The following is a 14,784-nucleotide window of genomic DNA, read 5'->3' as shown; positions in this document are numbered from 1 at the left end:
AAGGAATCCCAGATGACGCCGGAGCCCCTCCCACCCGACGCTTCCGTCACTTTCTGGCAGCAGCACCTCGCGGGTGCCCCAGCCCTCCTGGAGCTGCCGACGGATCGGCCCCGGCCTCCCGCGCAGCGACTCCAGCGGGGCAGCTTTCCCTGGACGCCCTCCGCATCGCTCACGGGGGCACTGGAGACGTTGGCCATGCGGGAGGCAGTGCCGCTCTTCGTGCCCCTGCTTGCGGGCTACAGCGCGCTGCTCCACCGCTACTCCCGGCAGGAGGATCTCGTCATGGGGGCCTCGGTAGCGCGACTGGGCGGCGTCCTCGCGCTGCGCCAGGACCTCTCTGGCAATCCCCGGTTCGTGGAGCTGATGGCGCGTGTCCACGCGGTCCATCAAGCGGCGGAAACCCATCGCGCGCTTCCCTTCGAGAAAATCGTGGGTGCACTCCCGGCGACAGGGGGCTTCAACCATGCGCCCGTGTTCCAGGTGCTGTTCGTCTTCGAGCCGCTGGAACCTCAGTCGGCGGATATTCAGCGCGCCCGCTGCGACCTGGTGCTCTCCGTGTCGAAGTCGCCGGAGGGGCTGCGCGCCACCTTCGAGTACGACACCGACCTCTTCGACGCCGAGCGCATCCAGCGCATGGCCTCCCACCTCCAGACCTTCCTGGAGGCCGCCGTCGCCCAACCTTCGCGCCCCATCGCCTCTCTCCCCCTGCTCCCCGACGATGAGCGCCACCGCGTCCTCCACGCTTGGAATGACGCCACCGCCGACTTCCCTCGCGACCTCTGCGTCCACGAGCGCTTCGCCCTCCAGGCCTCTCACACCCCGGATGCACCCGCCGTCACCTACGGCCCCCTCACCCTCTCCTACCGGGAGCTTGACGAGCGCTCCAACCAGCTCGCCTGGCACCTGCGCTCCCTCGGCGTGGGCCCCGAGGTCCTCGTCGGCCTCTGCGTCGAGCGCTCCGTGGACCTCGTCGTTGGCATCCTCGCCGTCCTCAAGGCTGGCGGTGCCTACCTGCCCCTTGATGCGTCCCATCCCGCCGAGCGCCTGGCCTTCATGCTCCAGGATGCGCGCGTCGGCGTCCTGCTCGTCCACCAGCAAAAGCTCGAACACCTGCCTGCGTTCTCCGGCGCCACCGTTTGCCTCGACTCCAGCGCCACCGCCGAAGTGCTGAGCCAGCAGCCCACACACGGCCTGCCGCGCACCTCCGGGCCGGAGAACCTCGCCTACGTCATCTTCACCTCCGGCTCCACCGGCAGGCCCAAGGGCAGCGCCATCCTCCACCGGGGCATCCTCGCCCTCGCCTTCGACCCGCTCCTCCATCCCTTCTCGCACGAGGACCGCGTCGCCCAGGCCTCCAACGCCTCCTTCGACCCCAGCACCTTCGAGATCTGGGGCGCATTGCTTCACGGCGCCCACCTCATCGGTATCACCGCCAACCCCGCGCACTCGCCCCACGAGTTCGTGGCGCAGGTCCAAGACGCCCGCGTCTCAACCCTGTTCCTCACCACGGCGGTGCTGCACCTGCTCGCGCGCCAGATCCCCGCAGCCTTCGCGGGCCTGCATACGCTCGTCTTCGGCGGTGAAGCCGCGGATCCGCTCGCCTTGCGCGAAGTCCTCCAGCACGGTCCGCCCAAACGCCTCGTCAACGGTTACGGCCCCACCGAGTGCACCGTCTTCTCTTCCTTCCACCTCATCAACGGCCCGCCTCCGCTCGGCATCCCCGTCTCCATCGGTGGCCCCCTCTCCAACGGTCCCCTCTTCCTGCTCGATGGACACATGCAGCCCGTCCCCATCGGGGTCCCGGGCGAGCTGTACGTCTCCGGTGAGCGCCTCGGTCGCGGCTACTTCAACCGCCCCGAGCTCACCGCACGCACCTACCTTCCCAATCCCTTCTCCTCCGTCCCCGGCGCTCGCCTCTACAAGACAGGCGACCTCGCCCGCTTCCTCCCCGACGGACGCATCGAATACCTCGGACGCGCTGACCATCAGGTGAAGGTGCGCGGCTACCGCGTCGAGCTGGGCGAAATCGAAGAGGCCCTTCGCCTCCACCCCGCCATCAAGGACGCCTCCGTCATCGCCCGAGAGGCCGGCGGCGACCGGCGCCTCGCCGCCTACCTCGTCGCCCACGACGCTCTCCCCGACGTCTCAGAGCTGCGAGCCTGGCTGCGCGAGCGCCTCCCCGAGCACATGGTGCCCGCCTCCTTCACCCCGCTCGCCTCCCTCCCCCTCACCGTCAACGGCAAGGTCGACCGCCGCGCCCTGCCCGCTCCCGAGCCCGCTCGCGGCGACACCCTCTCCTACGTCCCACCTCGCACGCCCACCGAGGTCGCCCTCTGCCGCCTCTGGGCCTCACTCCTCGACGTGGAACGCGTCGGACTCCACGACAACTTCTTCCACCTCGGTGGCCACTCCCTCCTCGCCACCCAGCTCGTCTCGCGAGTGAACGAGACGTTCCACCTGCGGCTGCCCATCCGGCGCATCTTCGAGGCGCCGACCCTCGCCGTCATGGCGGAGGCAATCGAGACCGCTCGGCGGACCGGTGTGTCCGAGGAGGGCCCACCGCTCGTGGCCTTCCCGCATGATGGGGATCAGCCACTCTCGTTCGCGCAGGAGCGGCTGCTGTTCGTGGAGCAGCTCCATCCTGGGATCGCCACGTATCGGATTCCGGTGTCGTACCGCATCACCTCGCCGCTCGACGTGGGTGTGCTGGAGCGCAGCCTCACCGAGCTGACCCGCCGCCACGAATCGCTCCGCACCGTGTTCGCGGCAACCGAGACCACTTTCGTCACGCGCATCCAGCCCGTGCAGCCGTTCACGCTCCAGGTGGTGGATGCCCGCCACCTGTCCCCTTCCGAGCAGGCAGCGGAGGCAGCACGGTACGCACGCGCTGAACTCGAACAGTCCATGGAGCTGGCCTCGGGGCCGCTGTTCCAGGGCGCGCTGCTTCGCTTCGATGAGCAGGACCACCTGCTGCTGCTGACCATCCATCACATCGTCTCGGATGGCTGGTCCCTGGGCGTCCTGCTGCGCGAACTCCGGTCGGTCTATGAGGACTTCTCCGCGGGCCGCCCCTCCTCCCTTGCCCCACTGCCCATCCAGTACGTGGAGTTCGGCGTCTGGCAGCGGAAGTGGCTGCGGGATGACACGTTGGAGCGGCTGCTCACCTATTGGCGCAAGCAACTGGAGGGCGCGCCGCTCCTGCTGGAGCTGCCCATGGACAGGCCCCGTCCGCCCATCCATCGCTTCCGGGGCAACACGCTGACGTTCCGGCTCTCCCCAGCGGTCTCCCAGGCCATCGAAGACCTCTGCCGGCAGGAGAGCGTCACGCTGTTCATGGGCCTGCTCGCGGGCTTCAGCGCCCTGCTCCATCGCTACTCGGGCCAGCAGGACCTCATCGTCGGGGCGCCCATCGCCGGGCGGATCCGGCCGGAGATCGAAGGGATCGTCGGGCTCTTCGTCAACACGCTCGCGCTGCGGCAGGACCTGTCGGGCAACCCCAGCTTCATCGAGCTGATGCGCCGCGCGCGCGAGTCCACCCTGGGCGCCTATGCCCACCAGGATCTCCCCTTCGAGAAGCTGGTCGCGGACTTCCACCCCGAGCGCAACCTCAGTCACGCGCTGGTCGTCCAGGTGATGTTCGTCCTCCAGAACGCGCCGGTGCTGGAGCCCCAACCTTCCGCCGCGCTACAGATGACCGCGACCGCGGAGCCGTGGGAGCTGAGCACCGGGACGTCGAAGTGCGACCTGATCCTCTTCATGTCGAAGTCACCGGAGGGGCTGCGCGCCACCTTCGAGTACGACACCGACCTCTTCGACGCCGAGCGCATCCAGCGCATGGCCTCCCACCTCCAGACCTTCCTGGAGGCCGCCGTCGCTCAGCCCACGCGCCCCATCGCCTCCCTGCCCCTGCTCCCCGACGACGAGCGCCACCGCGTCCTCCACGCATGGAATGACGCCACCGCCCACTTCCCCCGCGACCTCTGCGTCCACGAGCGCTTCGCCCTCCAGGCCTCTCGCACCCCAGACGCACTCGCCGTCACCTACGGCCCCTTCTCCCTCTCCTACCGCCAGCTCGACGAGCGCTCCAACCAGCTCGCCTGGCACCTGCGCTCCCTCGGCGTGGGCCCCGAGGTCCTCGTCGGACTCTGCGTCGAGCGCTCCCCGGACCTCATCGTCGGCATGCTCGCCGTCCTCAAGGCCGGCGGCGCCTACCTGCCCCTTGATGCGTCCCATCCCGCCGAGCGCCTGGCCTTCATGCTCCAGGATGCGCGCGTCAGCGTCCTGCTCGTCCACGAGCACAAGCGCCAGCAACTGCCTGCGTTCTCCGGCGCCACCGTGTGCCTGGATACGGAAGCGGAGTCGCTGGGTCGACTCTCCACCGAGCCCCTGCCGCGCACCTCCAGGCCAGAGAACCTCGCCTACGTCATCTTCACCTCCGGCTCCACCGGCAGGCCCAAGGGCAGCGCCATCCTCCACCGGGGCATCCTCGCACTCGCCTTCGACCCGCTCCTGCATCCCTTCTCGCCCGAGGACCGCGTCGCCCAGGCCTCCAACGCCTCCTTCGACCCCAGCACCTTCGAGATCTGGGGCGCGCTGCTGCACGGCGCGCACCTCATCGGCATCACCGCCAATCCCGCGCACTCGCCCCAGGACTTCGCCGCCCAGGTGCGCGACGCACGCGCCTCAGTGATGTTCGTCACCACCGCCGTGCTTCACCTGCTCGCGCGGCAGGTGCCCGCAGCCTTCGCGGGCTTGGACACCCTCGTCTTCGGCGGTGAAGCCGCGGACCCACTCGCCCTGCGCGAAGTCCTCCAGCACGGCCCGCCCAAGCGCCTCGTCAACGGCTACGGCCCCACCGAGTGCACCGTCTTCTCCTCCTTCCACCTGGTGGATTCGCCGCCGGCCCTCGGCTTCCCCGTGCCCATTGGCCGCCCACTCTCCAACGGTCCCCTCTTCCTGCTCGACGCGCTTCTCCAGCCCGTCCCCCTGGGCGTCCCAGGCGAGCTGTATGTCTCCGGCGAGCGCTTGGGTCGCGGCTACTTCAACCGCCCTGAGCTCACCGCACGCACCTACCTTCCCAATCCCTTCTCCTCCGTCCCCGGCGCACGCCTCTACAAGACAGGCGACCTCGCCCGCTTCCTCCCCGACGGACGCATCGAGTACCTCGGACGCGCTGACCATCAGGTGAAGGTGCGCGGCTACCGCGTCGAGCTGGGTGAAATCGAAGAGGCCCTTCGCCTCCACCCCGCCATCAAGGACGCCTCCGTCATCGCCCGAGAGGCCGGCGGCGACCGGCGCCTCGCCGCCTACCTCGTCGCCCACGACGCACTCCCCGACGTCTCAGAGCTGCGAGCCTGGCTGCGCGAGCGCCTCCCCGAGCACATGGTGCCCGCCTCCTTCACTCCGCTCGCCTCGCTCCCACTCACCGTCAACGGCAAGGTCGACCGCCGCGCCCTCCCCGCTCCCGAGCCCGCTCGCGGTGACACCCTCTCCTACGTCCCGCCTCGCACGCCCACCGAGGTCGCCCTCTGCCGCCTCTGGGCCTCACTCCTCGACGTCGAGCGCGTCGGACTCCACGACAACTTCTTCCACCTCGGCGGCCACTCCCTCCTCGCCACCCAGGTGGTCTCGCGGATCCGCGCGGAGCTTGGCGCGGAGCTCGCGCTTCGTGTCCTCTTCACCGGCCCCACGGTCGCGGAGCTGGCGCAGCACCTGGGCACGCTCGTTCCGGCGGACGGTCCCCGCGCGGTGCCTCCACTGGTTCGCGCGCCTCGCGACCGGGCGCTCCCGCTGTCGTACTCGCAGGAGCGGCTGTACCGCTTCTTCCTGCGGGCTCCCACGTCGAGCGCCTACAACATCCCCATTGGCTACCGGCTCCGGGGTCCGGTGCGGGTCGACGCGCTTCGCAGCGCCTTGCAGGCCTTGCTGGAGCGGCACGAGTCCATGCGGGTCCGGTTCTCGGAAGAGGACGGCCAGCTCGTGCAGCGGGTCACTCCCGCCGGCGAGTTCCCATGGCGCTTCGAGGACCTCCGCGAGCAGCCCGACGCGGAAAGCGCGGCGTGGCGTCACATCCACGCGGATGCTCAGACGCCGTTCGACCTCACACGCGATCCGCTGGTGCGTGCGTCCCTCCTGTCCGTGAAGGACGACGAGCACCTGCTCCTCATCTGCGTGCACCACATCTCCGCGGACGGTTGGTCCATGGGCGTCATCGCCCGGGAGCTGGGGGTGCTGTACTCGGCGCTGGCCCAGGGGCGCGCAGCCGACCTGGCGCCGCTCGTCGTGCAGTACCCGGACTACGCGGCGTGGCAGCGGACGTGGCTCATCGGGACGGAGCTGTCCCGGCGCCTGGCGTACTGGCAGCAGTCGCTCGCGGGGGCGCCCACGGAGCTTCAGCTCCCCACCGACCGTCCCCGGCCTCCGGTGCGCACGTTCAACGGCACCCACCGCGAGGTCCACCTGGGCCGCGACCGCAGCGACGCGCTCCATGCCCTGTGCCGGCGCGAGAACGTCACCCCGTTCATGGCCATGCTGTCCGCGTTCGGCGTCGTGCTCGCGCGCCGCTCCGGCCAGGAGGAGGTCATCATCGGGTCGCCCATCGCGAACCGGCTGCTCCCGGAGGTGGAGCCGCTCATCGGCATGTTCGTGAACGGCCTGTGCCTGCGCGTCAGCCTGCGAGGAAGCCCGGCGTTCCGCACGCTGCTCCAGCGCGTGCGCGAGGAGACGCTGGGCGCCTACGCGCACCAGGAGGTCCCCGTGGATCAGATCGTGGTTTCACTGGGCGTCGAGCTGCCCGTGAACCGCTCCCCGGTGTTCCAGGCGATGTTCGTCCTGCAGAACGCGCCGGAAGCCCCGTTCGAGCTGCCGGGCCTCACGGTGTCGCCCGTGGAGGTCAACCGGGGCTCCGTCACCTACGAGCTGGCCCTGTCCCTGACCGAACTGGCCGGAGGCTTCTCCGGCGTGCTGGAGTTCAACACCGACCTGTTCGATGCACGCACCGCCGAGGGCATCCACGCGGACTTCATGCGCGTGCTGGACGCGGTGCTCGCGAACCCGGACCTGCCAATGGGGCTGGGCGCGCAGGCGTCCTGACCCCACCTCGACCATGACTTCGCCTGTGCGGCCTTCAGACTCTTCAGCGCGGCGGCTGCGTCGCACTTGCCGAAGCTCCGTGCCGGGTTGTCACACTCCGGCACGTACCGAGTGCACTCTCCGGCAGAGCGTGCAGGCATCCGCCAGAATGGGCCATCCTGCCCGCCGCTCCCTGGCTTCAAGGAAAGGCCGTGGCCATCCGTTTCCGCGCGTACATCTCACTCCTCCTCTTTCTTTCAGCCTGCGCTACGTCGAAACCGCCTCCCGTCGAGCAGGGAGCCCGGAGCCTGAGAATCGCCAACCTCCAGCGAGCGGCGAAGCTGCCCTGGACTGACGGTGGACATTGCGTCGTCCAAGAAGCGGCCCAGCCCTGGGCCGTGATGGTGGAGCGGTGCTTTCAGTCGGTCGACCATGACCGGGTCCGGTTTCACGACCCGACGGGAAGATGCACGGTCGCCTCGGCGAACGCGGCCGTCATGGGACTCGGCGTCTGCGTCCTGGTCGCACCCGAGGTCGTTGTGGGAGCCATCGTCATCCTTGGCGTGGTGGTGGTCGCTGCCGCCATCAAGGAGGAGCTGGATGCGTATGAGCTACGTCAGCTCTATCCCGAGGAGACAGCGACCGCGCGAGGAACGAAGGCGGCGCCCCAGGAAGTTGTATCGAAACGGAATCCCAAGCTGGAGCCGGAGCCATCCGGCCAGGGCTTGCGTCCCCCGATGCCACCGGCCCCTCTTGACCGGGTGCGCCACCCCCGGTGCGAGCCCATTCCGGTGCCACACCGAGGCGGAGACGGCGCGCACAACGCGTGCGCCGACAGGGTCCCGCCCAACCGATACCAGGGCATGGACGTGCTCGTTGACGGCAAGCACTTCGACGCGTTGCAAGTCGGGGTGCGCGTCCTCTGGGAGATCAAGACCGACCGATTTGACACCTACAGTGACTTCCTCCAGGAGCAGGTGGTCAAGGACCAGGTGGCCGAGATGCTGGAAGAACGCAGGATCGCGCGTGCATGTGGATATGGCTTCGTCGTCGGGGTCAGCACCCACGCGCACAGGGAAGCGTTGCTCGACCTGGAACCTTCTCTTGCCCCCAATCTCGTCGTTACGGGATGCGAACGATGACGATGCAAAGTCGCCTCTTGATTTCTGTCTACGCGCCAGCGCTAGAGGGCGATGACGGCCGCGCACTTGCTGCCGTCCACGAAATGGAAAGGGCTCTGCCCGGCTTGCGACTGGAGTGGGAGGTCTCCAAGGAAGGGCGGCTCATCGCGCTGCCTCAGCGTGATGCATGGCTCGCAGAGGCAGCACAGCGCGGAGAGTTTCCCCTCCTATGCAATGGCGACGAGAGCAACCCGGTGACGATCACGGGGTTGCGAAGGCCCGCGAGCCTGCTCCCAGGGGGCCAGCCCCAGCTTCAGGTCCACGCGAAGCTGCCGCTCGACATCGCGGCGGCATCACGTGTGCTGGAGGGCATCGCGAAAGGAGCTCACGCCTTCTGGGGGCATGCGTCGCCGAAGGGTTTCGGCGCGGAAGTCGCGCAGCAGATGCGCAACACAACGCATGGGCCGGCGCTCTCACCGCGTGGGCTGCCCATGCTCACCCCTCCAGATGAAATCCGTTCGCCCGAGATTCCGCACCACCTCGGGTGGTTGAACTACTGGTCGGCTGCTGCCGCACGGAACATCGGGTTCCCAGACGCGGCCCGCGATGCCGAGCTGGTGTCACGGGCGCGGCGCACGGAGACAGGCGGCTGGGTTGTCCGGCTCACGGACACCCCTCTCGATTTCAACAAACCCGGCCACCTGACTGCGCTTTTGCGGGCCTATGAGCGCTTCCCGGAAATCGGCGGACGCTCGGGGCGCTAACCTGGAAGAAGGATCACGGACATCCTTCATTTGTGCAGGGAGGCCGCCGCGACATCCGCCGAGACCACCTGCACGGCGCGGGGACGCTCCGCGAGGCGCAGCAGGCGGAACAGGTCTCGGGACAGCTGCTCCACGGAGCGGCGTTCATCCGCCACGGTGAGGATCACTTCGTAGTCGTCCCCTTCCGCGCTCTTGATGACCTGCGTGCGTGCGGTGAGCACGCCTGGGAGCATCATGGCCAGACGCCGCACGGAGGCCATGCTGATCTTCTCACTGCCTCGCACCAGGAAGTCGGAGACGCGTCCCTGGAAGTACAGGTAGCCCTGCGCGTCGATGTCGAACACGTCCCCCGTGGCCAACAGCCGGGGACCTCGCAGCGCATGCTGCTTCTCTCCCTCCACGATGCCGATGCGGCGCTTCATCACCGTGTCTGACGAGACAAACAGCTCCCGCTGTCCATCCGGCCCACGCGGCACGAGCGTCACCTCCGTGCCCGGCAGGGGCAATCCCACGGACGCGAAGCGGCGCTCCGGCTCCGCATGCGCGGCGAGCGTCGCCACGCGCGGCCCTGCCTCGGAGAGGCCATAGGTCAGGTACAGCTCGCCCTCCGGCCGCGCTTGCAGCATCCGCTTCACATGCTCGGGCGCGAGCACGTCCCCTCCCACGCCCAGGCACCGCAGCCCTTCAGGGAAGGCCTCCCCGTGTTGCAGCAACCCGCGCACCAGCAGCGGCGTCAGCGCGGACACGGTGATGCCCTGCTCCGCCAGGAGGCGCAGGTACGCCGCGGGCTGGAACGGCGGGCCGCTGATGACCAGCTCCAGCCCTCGTCGCAGCGCGGAGAACGCCTGCGCGACCATCGAATACGAGTAATACAACGGCAGGTTCACCAGGGCCGTGTCCCCCGCGCGCAGGCCCACCGCGTCCGCGTGCCGGTCCGCGTTGCGGAAGAGCGCGGCCAGGTCGAACACACAGCCGCTCGCGAATCCGGAGGTGCCGGACGTGAGCAACACCATCTCCCCCGGTTGGGCCCCCGGCGGCGTGGTGTCCGGAAACAGCGCCACCTCCGCCCCACCCAGGGCGAAGCGCTCCACCCCTTCCGCGTGCGGCGCGGGGGCGCGCATCGCCACCAGCGCACGCGCCGGCAACGCATCCACCAGCGACTGCTGCCGGCCCGCGGGCGACGCGGGCGACACCAGCGCGGGGACGCCACGGGCCGCGAGCACCGCGAAGACCTGGGCCAGCAGGCCGACGCCATTGGGCAGCGCGAGCAGCACCACATCCCCCGGCCTGAGCCCCCGGGCAATCCATCCGGCCGCCAGGGACGACACGGCGCGGTCGGCGGTCGGGTGCGCTTCGGTGAGGTCGCGGATCCGGTCCAGGAACGCCTGGACGGCGGCCAGCGGAACGCCCGCGAGTTCCTGGAGAGGTGAGGCCATGTTCACTCCGCTTGGAATTGAAGGGACCGCGCGACGACATCCACGCTGACGCCAGGGCCGGTTCCCCGCGACAGGACGACGCAGCCCGCGCCCGGTGGTCGGCCTTCGACCCCCAGCACCGAGCCGATGAGGGCCCAGTCCACGACCCCTCGCTGGAGCCACGCCACGGACATCGCCAGCGCGACCTCCGCGCCCGTCGCTATCGGCATCGTCAGCGCGAGCGTCGGGCCTCGCAGCCCATGGACGATGCAGGACAGGCCCGTGGGGGCGCTCGGTGTCGCCGCGGGGAAGCGCAGCGGGGACGCGAAGCCTCGCGCGGCATCGCTCGCCACCTGCACCCACGTCTCACGAGGCCCCACCGCGCCCACCTGGATGAGCGAACACCGGTCCGCGGCGCGCGTGAACTCCTCACCCAATGCTCTGGTCGCCTCGCCCACGGCCATGACCAGCGCCCAGGACAGCGGATCCGCGTAGCGCACCGACGGCTTCCATTTGACGAGGTGCGGATTCGGCGCGTCCGCGAACACCACCGCGCTGCCGCGCAGGGCCACCGAAGGCAGGGACGTCATCGCGCCACCTCGAAGACGAGCGACGTGTCGAAGCCACCGAAGCCCAGCGTCACGCTCAAGCCCTTCCGGGCCGCGTGCCGGGTCGGCGCGCCCACGGACAGCGGGCAGGGAAAGTCGGGGTCCGGCTGCTCCAGTCCGACGATGGGCGGAACGATGCCCTCCCGTAGCCCCAGGATGGTCGCGATGGCCTCCATCGCCCCGGTGGCCCCCAGCGTGTGACCGAAGGCGCCCTTCGTCGCGAACACGAGCGGCCCGCCCTCGGAGCCAAACACGCTCCGGAACGCCGCGGCCTCCGCACGGTCGTTCACCGGCGTCGCGGAGCCATGACCATTGACCAGTCCAATCTCCGACGCCGCGAGTCCCGCATCCGCCAGGGAGCGCTCCATCGCCAGCCGCGCACCCGCCGCCGCGGGATCCGGTGACGTCATGCTCGCCGCGTCATTGGCCGAGCCCACACCGCGCAGCCGCGCCAGGATGCGCGCCGACCGCTGCTCCGCGTGCGCCGCCGACTCCAGCACCAGGAACGCCGCGCCCTCCCCCAGCATCATGCCGTCGTGCCGCGTGTCATAGGCCCGCGCACGCGACGGAGACAACGTGGACAGCGCGGAGTGCGCCAATCGCTTGCTCGGCGTCAGGATGTCCACGCCGCCGCAAACACAGACGTCCGCGAGGCCCGCGCGAATGCACTCCGCCCCTACCACGAGCGCATCCGAACCCGACGAGCACGCCGTGGACAGCACCACGGGCGGCGCCTTCGCTCCCAGCGTCCCCACCACCGCGTCGGCCCACTGGTGCAGCGGGGCGTTCCGCTCGCCTTCATCGTCCAGGTAGGCCCCCAGGCTGGTTCCCAGCACGAAGAGCGTGCGCGTCCCGTCTCCCGCCAGGTCCGCGTGCGCCAAGGCCTCCCGCAGGGTCTCCACCGCGAGCGAGCGCAACCGCTCCGCAGGGCCCGCTGGCTCCTGGCTGTCAGCGGCACGCTCCAACGAAAGCGAGCGTGCTCTCTCCGGCTCGACCTCAAGCGTCGGCAGCGCGCGGGACGCCGGCGCGTCCTTCGCCGCGACGCCTCCAGAGCGCGCCTCCGCGAGCCCGCCCGACCGCCGTGGCACCACGGCCGCCTGCGTGTTGCGCAGCCGGTGCGGGGACGGAACCTCCACGAAGCCATGCTCGCCCGCGAGCAGCCGGCGCCACACGGCGTCCAGGCCGCGCCCCAGGGGCGTCGTCCACGCGGCGCCCGTGACGACGACGGGTGCTACCACAGCGGCGAGCCCAGGTCGGCGACCCGGGAGCGAACGAGGCTCGCGCGGAACGCCGCCACGCGAGTCGTCCCCACCATGGCCTTGCCCGTGAAGTGGAACAGCCCTCCCGCCAGCCGGTTCTGCTGGACGTGCAGCAGCACCTGGTCTCCGGGCACCACCACCTTGAGGAAGCGCGCCTCCACCGAACCGATGAGCGTCAGCTCGTCCTCGGCCAGCATCGACGTGCTCATCTGGTACAGGATGATGCCCGCCTGCGCGTAGGACTGGATGAGGTGGCTGCCCGGGAAGATGGCCCGCTCCGGGAAGTGCCCGGCGATGCTGTCCATGTTCCCGGAAATGGAGATGAGCGCGTCCAGGAACTTCCCCGGCTCATGGTCCACGATGCGGTCCAGGTAGATCATCGGGTGGCGGTGCCGCAGCCACTGCTTCAGCGCCGTGAAGCCCAGGGGCTTCGGCGTGCGCTCCACTTCGTTCACTGCGCCTGCTTGAGCGCGCTGCTGAGGGACGGCGGTAGACATGCGGGCACTCCGTTCTCTTGGGTGACGATGGCGAAATCCAGACTCCCGGACGCGAGCAGCAACGGCTCCGCGCCCTCGCGGTACACCTTCACGCCCAGCTTCAGGCTCGCGGGCCCCACGTGATCCACGGAGGGCACCAGCACCAACCAGTCCTGGAACCGCGCCGCCGCGCGGTAGCTGACGCGCAGCTCCCGCACCCGCAGGTCCAGGCCCTGCGCCGTCAGGGCCGCGAGCCCCGCGCCCCGGCGCTCCAGCTCCTCCAGCCCCGCGGTCTCCAGCAGCGACGCGTAGCGGGAGAAGTGCACGACGCCAGACGCATCCGTGTCCACGTGCTCCACCCGCTTGCGCAGCGAGGGCAGGATCTCCGGCAGTGGCACCGCGGCCTCGGTCACGACCCGGACTCCACGAAGGCCCGCACACCGCGCTGGATGCGCGCGACCATCTCCTGGAGGTCCGCCTCACCCGCGATGAGCGGCGGCGCGATGCGCATCGCAGGGAACAGGTAGCGCAAGCCCCGCGAACGTCGCCCCGCGCCCGCCATGAACTCCACGAAGATGCCCGCGTCGAGCAGCCGCGTCCGCAGCCGCCCCAGGCTCCCCGACGCCTTCTCCGTCAGCTCCAGGCCATTCATGTAGCCCAGGCCCCGGACCTCCTGGAACACCTCCGGGAACACCTGCGCCACATCCTTGCGCAGCCGCTCGCGCAGCAGCTCGCCCAGCGGGCCCGTGCGCTCCACCAGGCCCTCGCCGGACATGTACTGGATGCCAGAGCGCATCACCGCGCTCGTCAGGGGGCGCAAATCCGACGTGGACACCGCGCCGCTGGAGCGCACCGACAGCTCGCGCCGGGCAATCACCATGGACGTGGAGACGACGCCCATGCCCAGGCTCTTGCCGATGACGGTGATGTCCGTGGGAATGGGCCCCTCCGCGTCCGTCATGCCGAAGAAGCGGCCCGTCTTCGCGAACGTGAGCACTTCGTCCGCCACCAGCAGCACGTCATGCTCGCGGCACAGCGCGGCCAGCCGTCGCAGGTAGCCCGCGGGCGGCACCAGGATGCCGGCGTCCCCCTGGATGGGCTCCACGAACACACCGGCCAGCTTGCGCCCGTGCTCCGCGAAGAAGGCCTCCAGGTGCGCCATTTCCCCGAACGGCAGGAACTGCACGTCGAGCGCCTCCGTCGCGGGCAGCGGCATCCCCAGCCGGTAGTGCCGGCGGTTGAGCAGGCTCACCAGGCCCTGCGTCCAGCCGTGCCACGCGCCCTCGAAGGCGAGGATCGTCCGCCGCTCCGAGCGCTCCGGCTTCGGCGCCATCCGCCGCCGGTCGAAGTTCGACTCCAGCACCAGGCGCAGCGCCAGCTCCAGGCCCTCGGAGCCGGAGTTGCGGCCGCTCGCGTGGTACGCGTCCCCCGGGAAGCGATCCGCCCAGAGGCCCTGCGCGCCGAACAGCTCCTCCAGGAGCAGCGTGCGCTCCAACGAGCCCAGCTCGTCGGTGACATAGCCCGTGCGCTCCAGGCCGTCGCGCAGCGCCTCCTGCATGCGCGGATGGCCCGCGCCCAGGCACGCGCTCGCGTAGCCACCGCTGGCGTCCAGCACCTCCACGACGCGGCCCGCGTCCGGCCCCTCCAGCGCCGCCATGTGCTGCACGAGGCCCTTCGCCTTCAGACAGACATACGGCAGGCGTCCGCCGCCATAGTGGTCCATCTGCAACGCCATGCCGGCGCGCAGGCGGGCGACGTCGTCCGCCCCCAGCTTCTCCCCCGCGGCGGGCACCTTCACTTCGCGCCCCCCTGTTGCTGGGCCTTGAGCTTCACGATGAGCGCCGACAACAGGTTGAGCGTGCGGAAGTTCTCCGTGTCGAAGTCCTGGTCGGAGATGCTCACGCCGAACTGATCCTCACAGATGACCCGCAGCTCCAGGAAGCCCACGGAGTCCAGGCCGACGACGGACTGCAACCCGTCGTCTCCGCCAATCTGCTCCTCGGGGATCTCCACGAAGAGGTTGTTCGTCAGGATCTTCTTGAGGCTTCTGGAGATGTCGTCCTGCATGGG

At 69.8% G+C, this 14,784-nt stretch carries 10 protein-coding genes; 3 read left to right on the top strand and 7 right to left on the bottom strand.

Annotation, left to right across the window (positions count from 1 at the left end):
- Positions 1-12: 12 nt before the first annotated feature.
- From OV207_RS24615 to OV207_RS24605, 3 genes are all read left to right on the top strand, one after another.
- Positions 13-7,092, top strand: coding sequence for an amino acid adenylation domain-containing protein (locus OV207_RS24615; RefSeq protein ID WP_267557590.1), 7,080 nt, complete (start codon positions 13-15; stop codon positions 7,090-7,092).
- Between the two features lie 197 nt (positions 7,093-7,289).
- A complete protein-coding gene (locus tag OV207_RS24610) occupies positions 7,290-8,213 on the top strand; it encodes a DUF6310 domain-containing protein (RefSeq protein ID WP_267557646.1) in 924 nt (307 codons plus the stop codon).
- Positions 8,210-8,956 (top strand): DUF5953 family protein, encoded by a 747-nt coding sequence (locus tag OV207_RS24605; RefSeq protein ID WP_267557589.1) that lies wholly within the window; start codon positions 8,210-8,212, stop codon positions 8,954-8,956. The genes OV207_RS24610 and OV207_RS24605 overlap by 4 nt, the downstream gene beginning before the upstream one ends.
- A gap of 26 nt (positions 8,957-8,982) precedes the next feature.
- Here OV207_RS24605 and OV207_RS24600 read toward each other — a convergent pair whose 3' ends face one another.
- Genes OV207_RS24600 through OV207_RS24570 form a run of 7 tightly spaced genes read right to left on the bottom strand, consistent with a single transcriptional unit; the run spans position 8,983 to position 14,781 of the window.
- Positions 8,983-10,392, bottom strand: coding sequence for a class I adenylate-forming enzyme family protein (locus OV207_RS24600; RefSeq protein WP_267557588.1), 1,410 nt, complete (start codon positions 10,390-10,392; stop codon positions 8,983-8,985).
- Positions 10,393-10,394: 2 nt separating this feature from the next.
- Complete coding sequence (locus OV207_RS24595) at positions 10,395-10,961, bottom strand: coronafacic acid synthetase (RefSeq protein ID WP_267557587.1); 567 nt, start codon at positions 10,959-10,961, stop codon at positions 10,395-10,397.
- Positions 10,958-12,217: a beta-ketoacyl-[acyl-carrier-protein] synthase family protein gene (locus OV207_RS24590; RefSeq protein ID WP_193429140.1), complete on the bottom strand. Its 1,260-nt coding sequence runs from the start codon at positions 12,215-12,217 to the stop codon at positions 10,958-10,960. The genes OV207_RS24595 and OV207_RS24590 overlap by 4 nt, the downstream gene beginning before the upstream one ends.
- Positions 12,211-12,735 (bottom strand): 3-hydroxyacyl-ACP dehydratase FabZ family protein, encoded by a 525-nt coding sequence (locus OV207_RS24585; RefSeq protein ID WP_267557586.1) that lies wholly within the window; start codon positions 12,733-12,735, stop codon positions 12,211-12,213. The genes OV207_RS24590 and OV207_RS24585 overlap by 7 nt, the downstream gene beginning before the upstream one ends.
- A complete protein-coding gene (locus OV207_RS24580; protein ID WP_267557585.1) occupies positions 12,690-13,127 on the bottom strand; it encodes an acyl-CoA thioesterase in 438 nt (145 codons plus the stop codon). Before OV207_RS24580 ends, OV207_RS24585 begins: the two co-directional genes overlap by 46 nt.
- Positions 13,124-14,512 carry an aminotransferase class III-fold pyridoxal phosphate-dependent enzyme gene (locus OV207_RS24575; protein WP_267557584.1) on the bottom strand — a complete coding sequence of 463 codons (1,389 nt, stop codon included), beginning with the start codon at positions 14,510-14,512 and terminating at the stop codon, positions 13,124-13,126. The genes OV207_RS24580 and OV207_RS24575 overlap by 4 nt, the downstream gene beginning before the upstream one ends.
- Positions 14,509-14,781, bottom strand: coding sequence for an acyl carrier protein (locus OV207_RS24570; protein WP_120543509.1), 273 nt, complete (start codon positions 14,779-14,781; stop codon positions 14,509-14,511). The genes OV207_RS24575 and OV207_RS24570 overlap by 4 nt, the downstream gene beginning before the upstream one ends.
- Positions 14,782-14,784 lie beyond the last annotated feature (3 nt).

The organism is Corallococcus sp. BB11-1 (assembly GCF_026626625.1).
Lineage (GTDB): Bacteria > Myxococcota > Myxococcia > Myxococcales > Myxococcaceae > Corallococcus > Corallococcus soli.
Note: the sequence above shows the minus strand (reverse complement) of the source record. Positions and strands in the feature narration are given on the sequence as shown.

Excerpts from the sequence above, each read along its gene's own strand:
- OV207_RS24615 (WP_267557590.1), top strand. The coding sequence starts at position 13 with ATGACGCCGGAGCCCCTCCCACCCGACGCTTCCGTCACTTTCTGGCAG.
- OV207_RS24605 (WP_267557589.1), top strand. The coding sequence starts at position 8,210 with ATGACGATGCAAAGTCGCCTCTTGATTTCTGTCTACGCGCCAGCGCTA.
- OV207_RS24600 (WP_267557588.1), bottom strand. The coding sequence starts at position 10,392 with ATGGCCTCACCTCTCCAGGAACTCGCGGGCGTTCCGCTGGCCGCCGTC.
- OV207_RS24595 (WP_267557587.1), bottom strand. The coding sequence starts at position 10,961 with ATGACGTCCCTGCCTTCGGTGGCCCTGCGCGGCAGCGCGGTGGTGTTC.
- OV207_RS24585 (WP_267557586.1), bottom strand. The coding sequence starts at position 12,735 with ATGTCTACCGCCGTCCCTCAGCAGCGCGCTCAAGCAGGCGCAGTGAAC.
- OV207_RS24570 (WP_120543509.1), bottom strand. The coding sequence starts at position 14,781 with ATGCAGGACGACATCTCCAGAAGCCTCAAGAAGATCCTGACGAACAAC.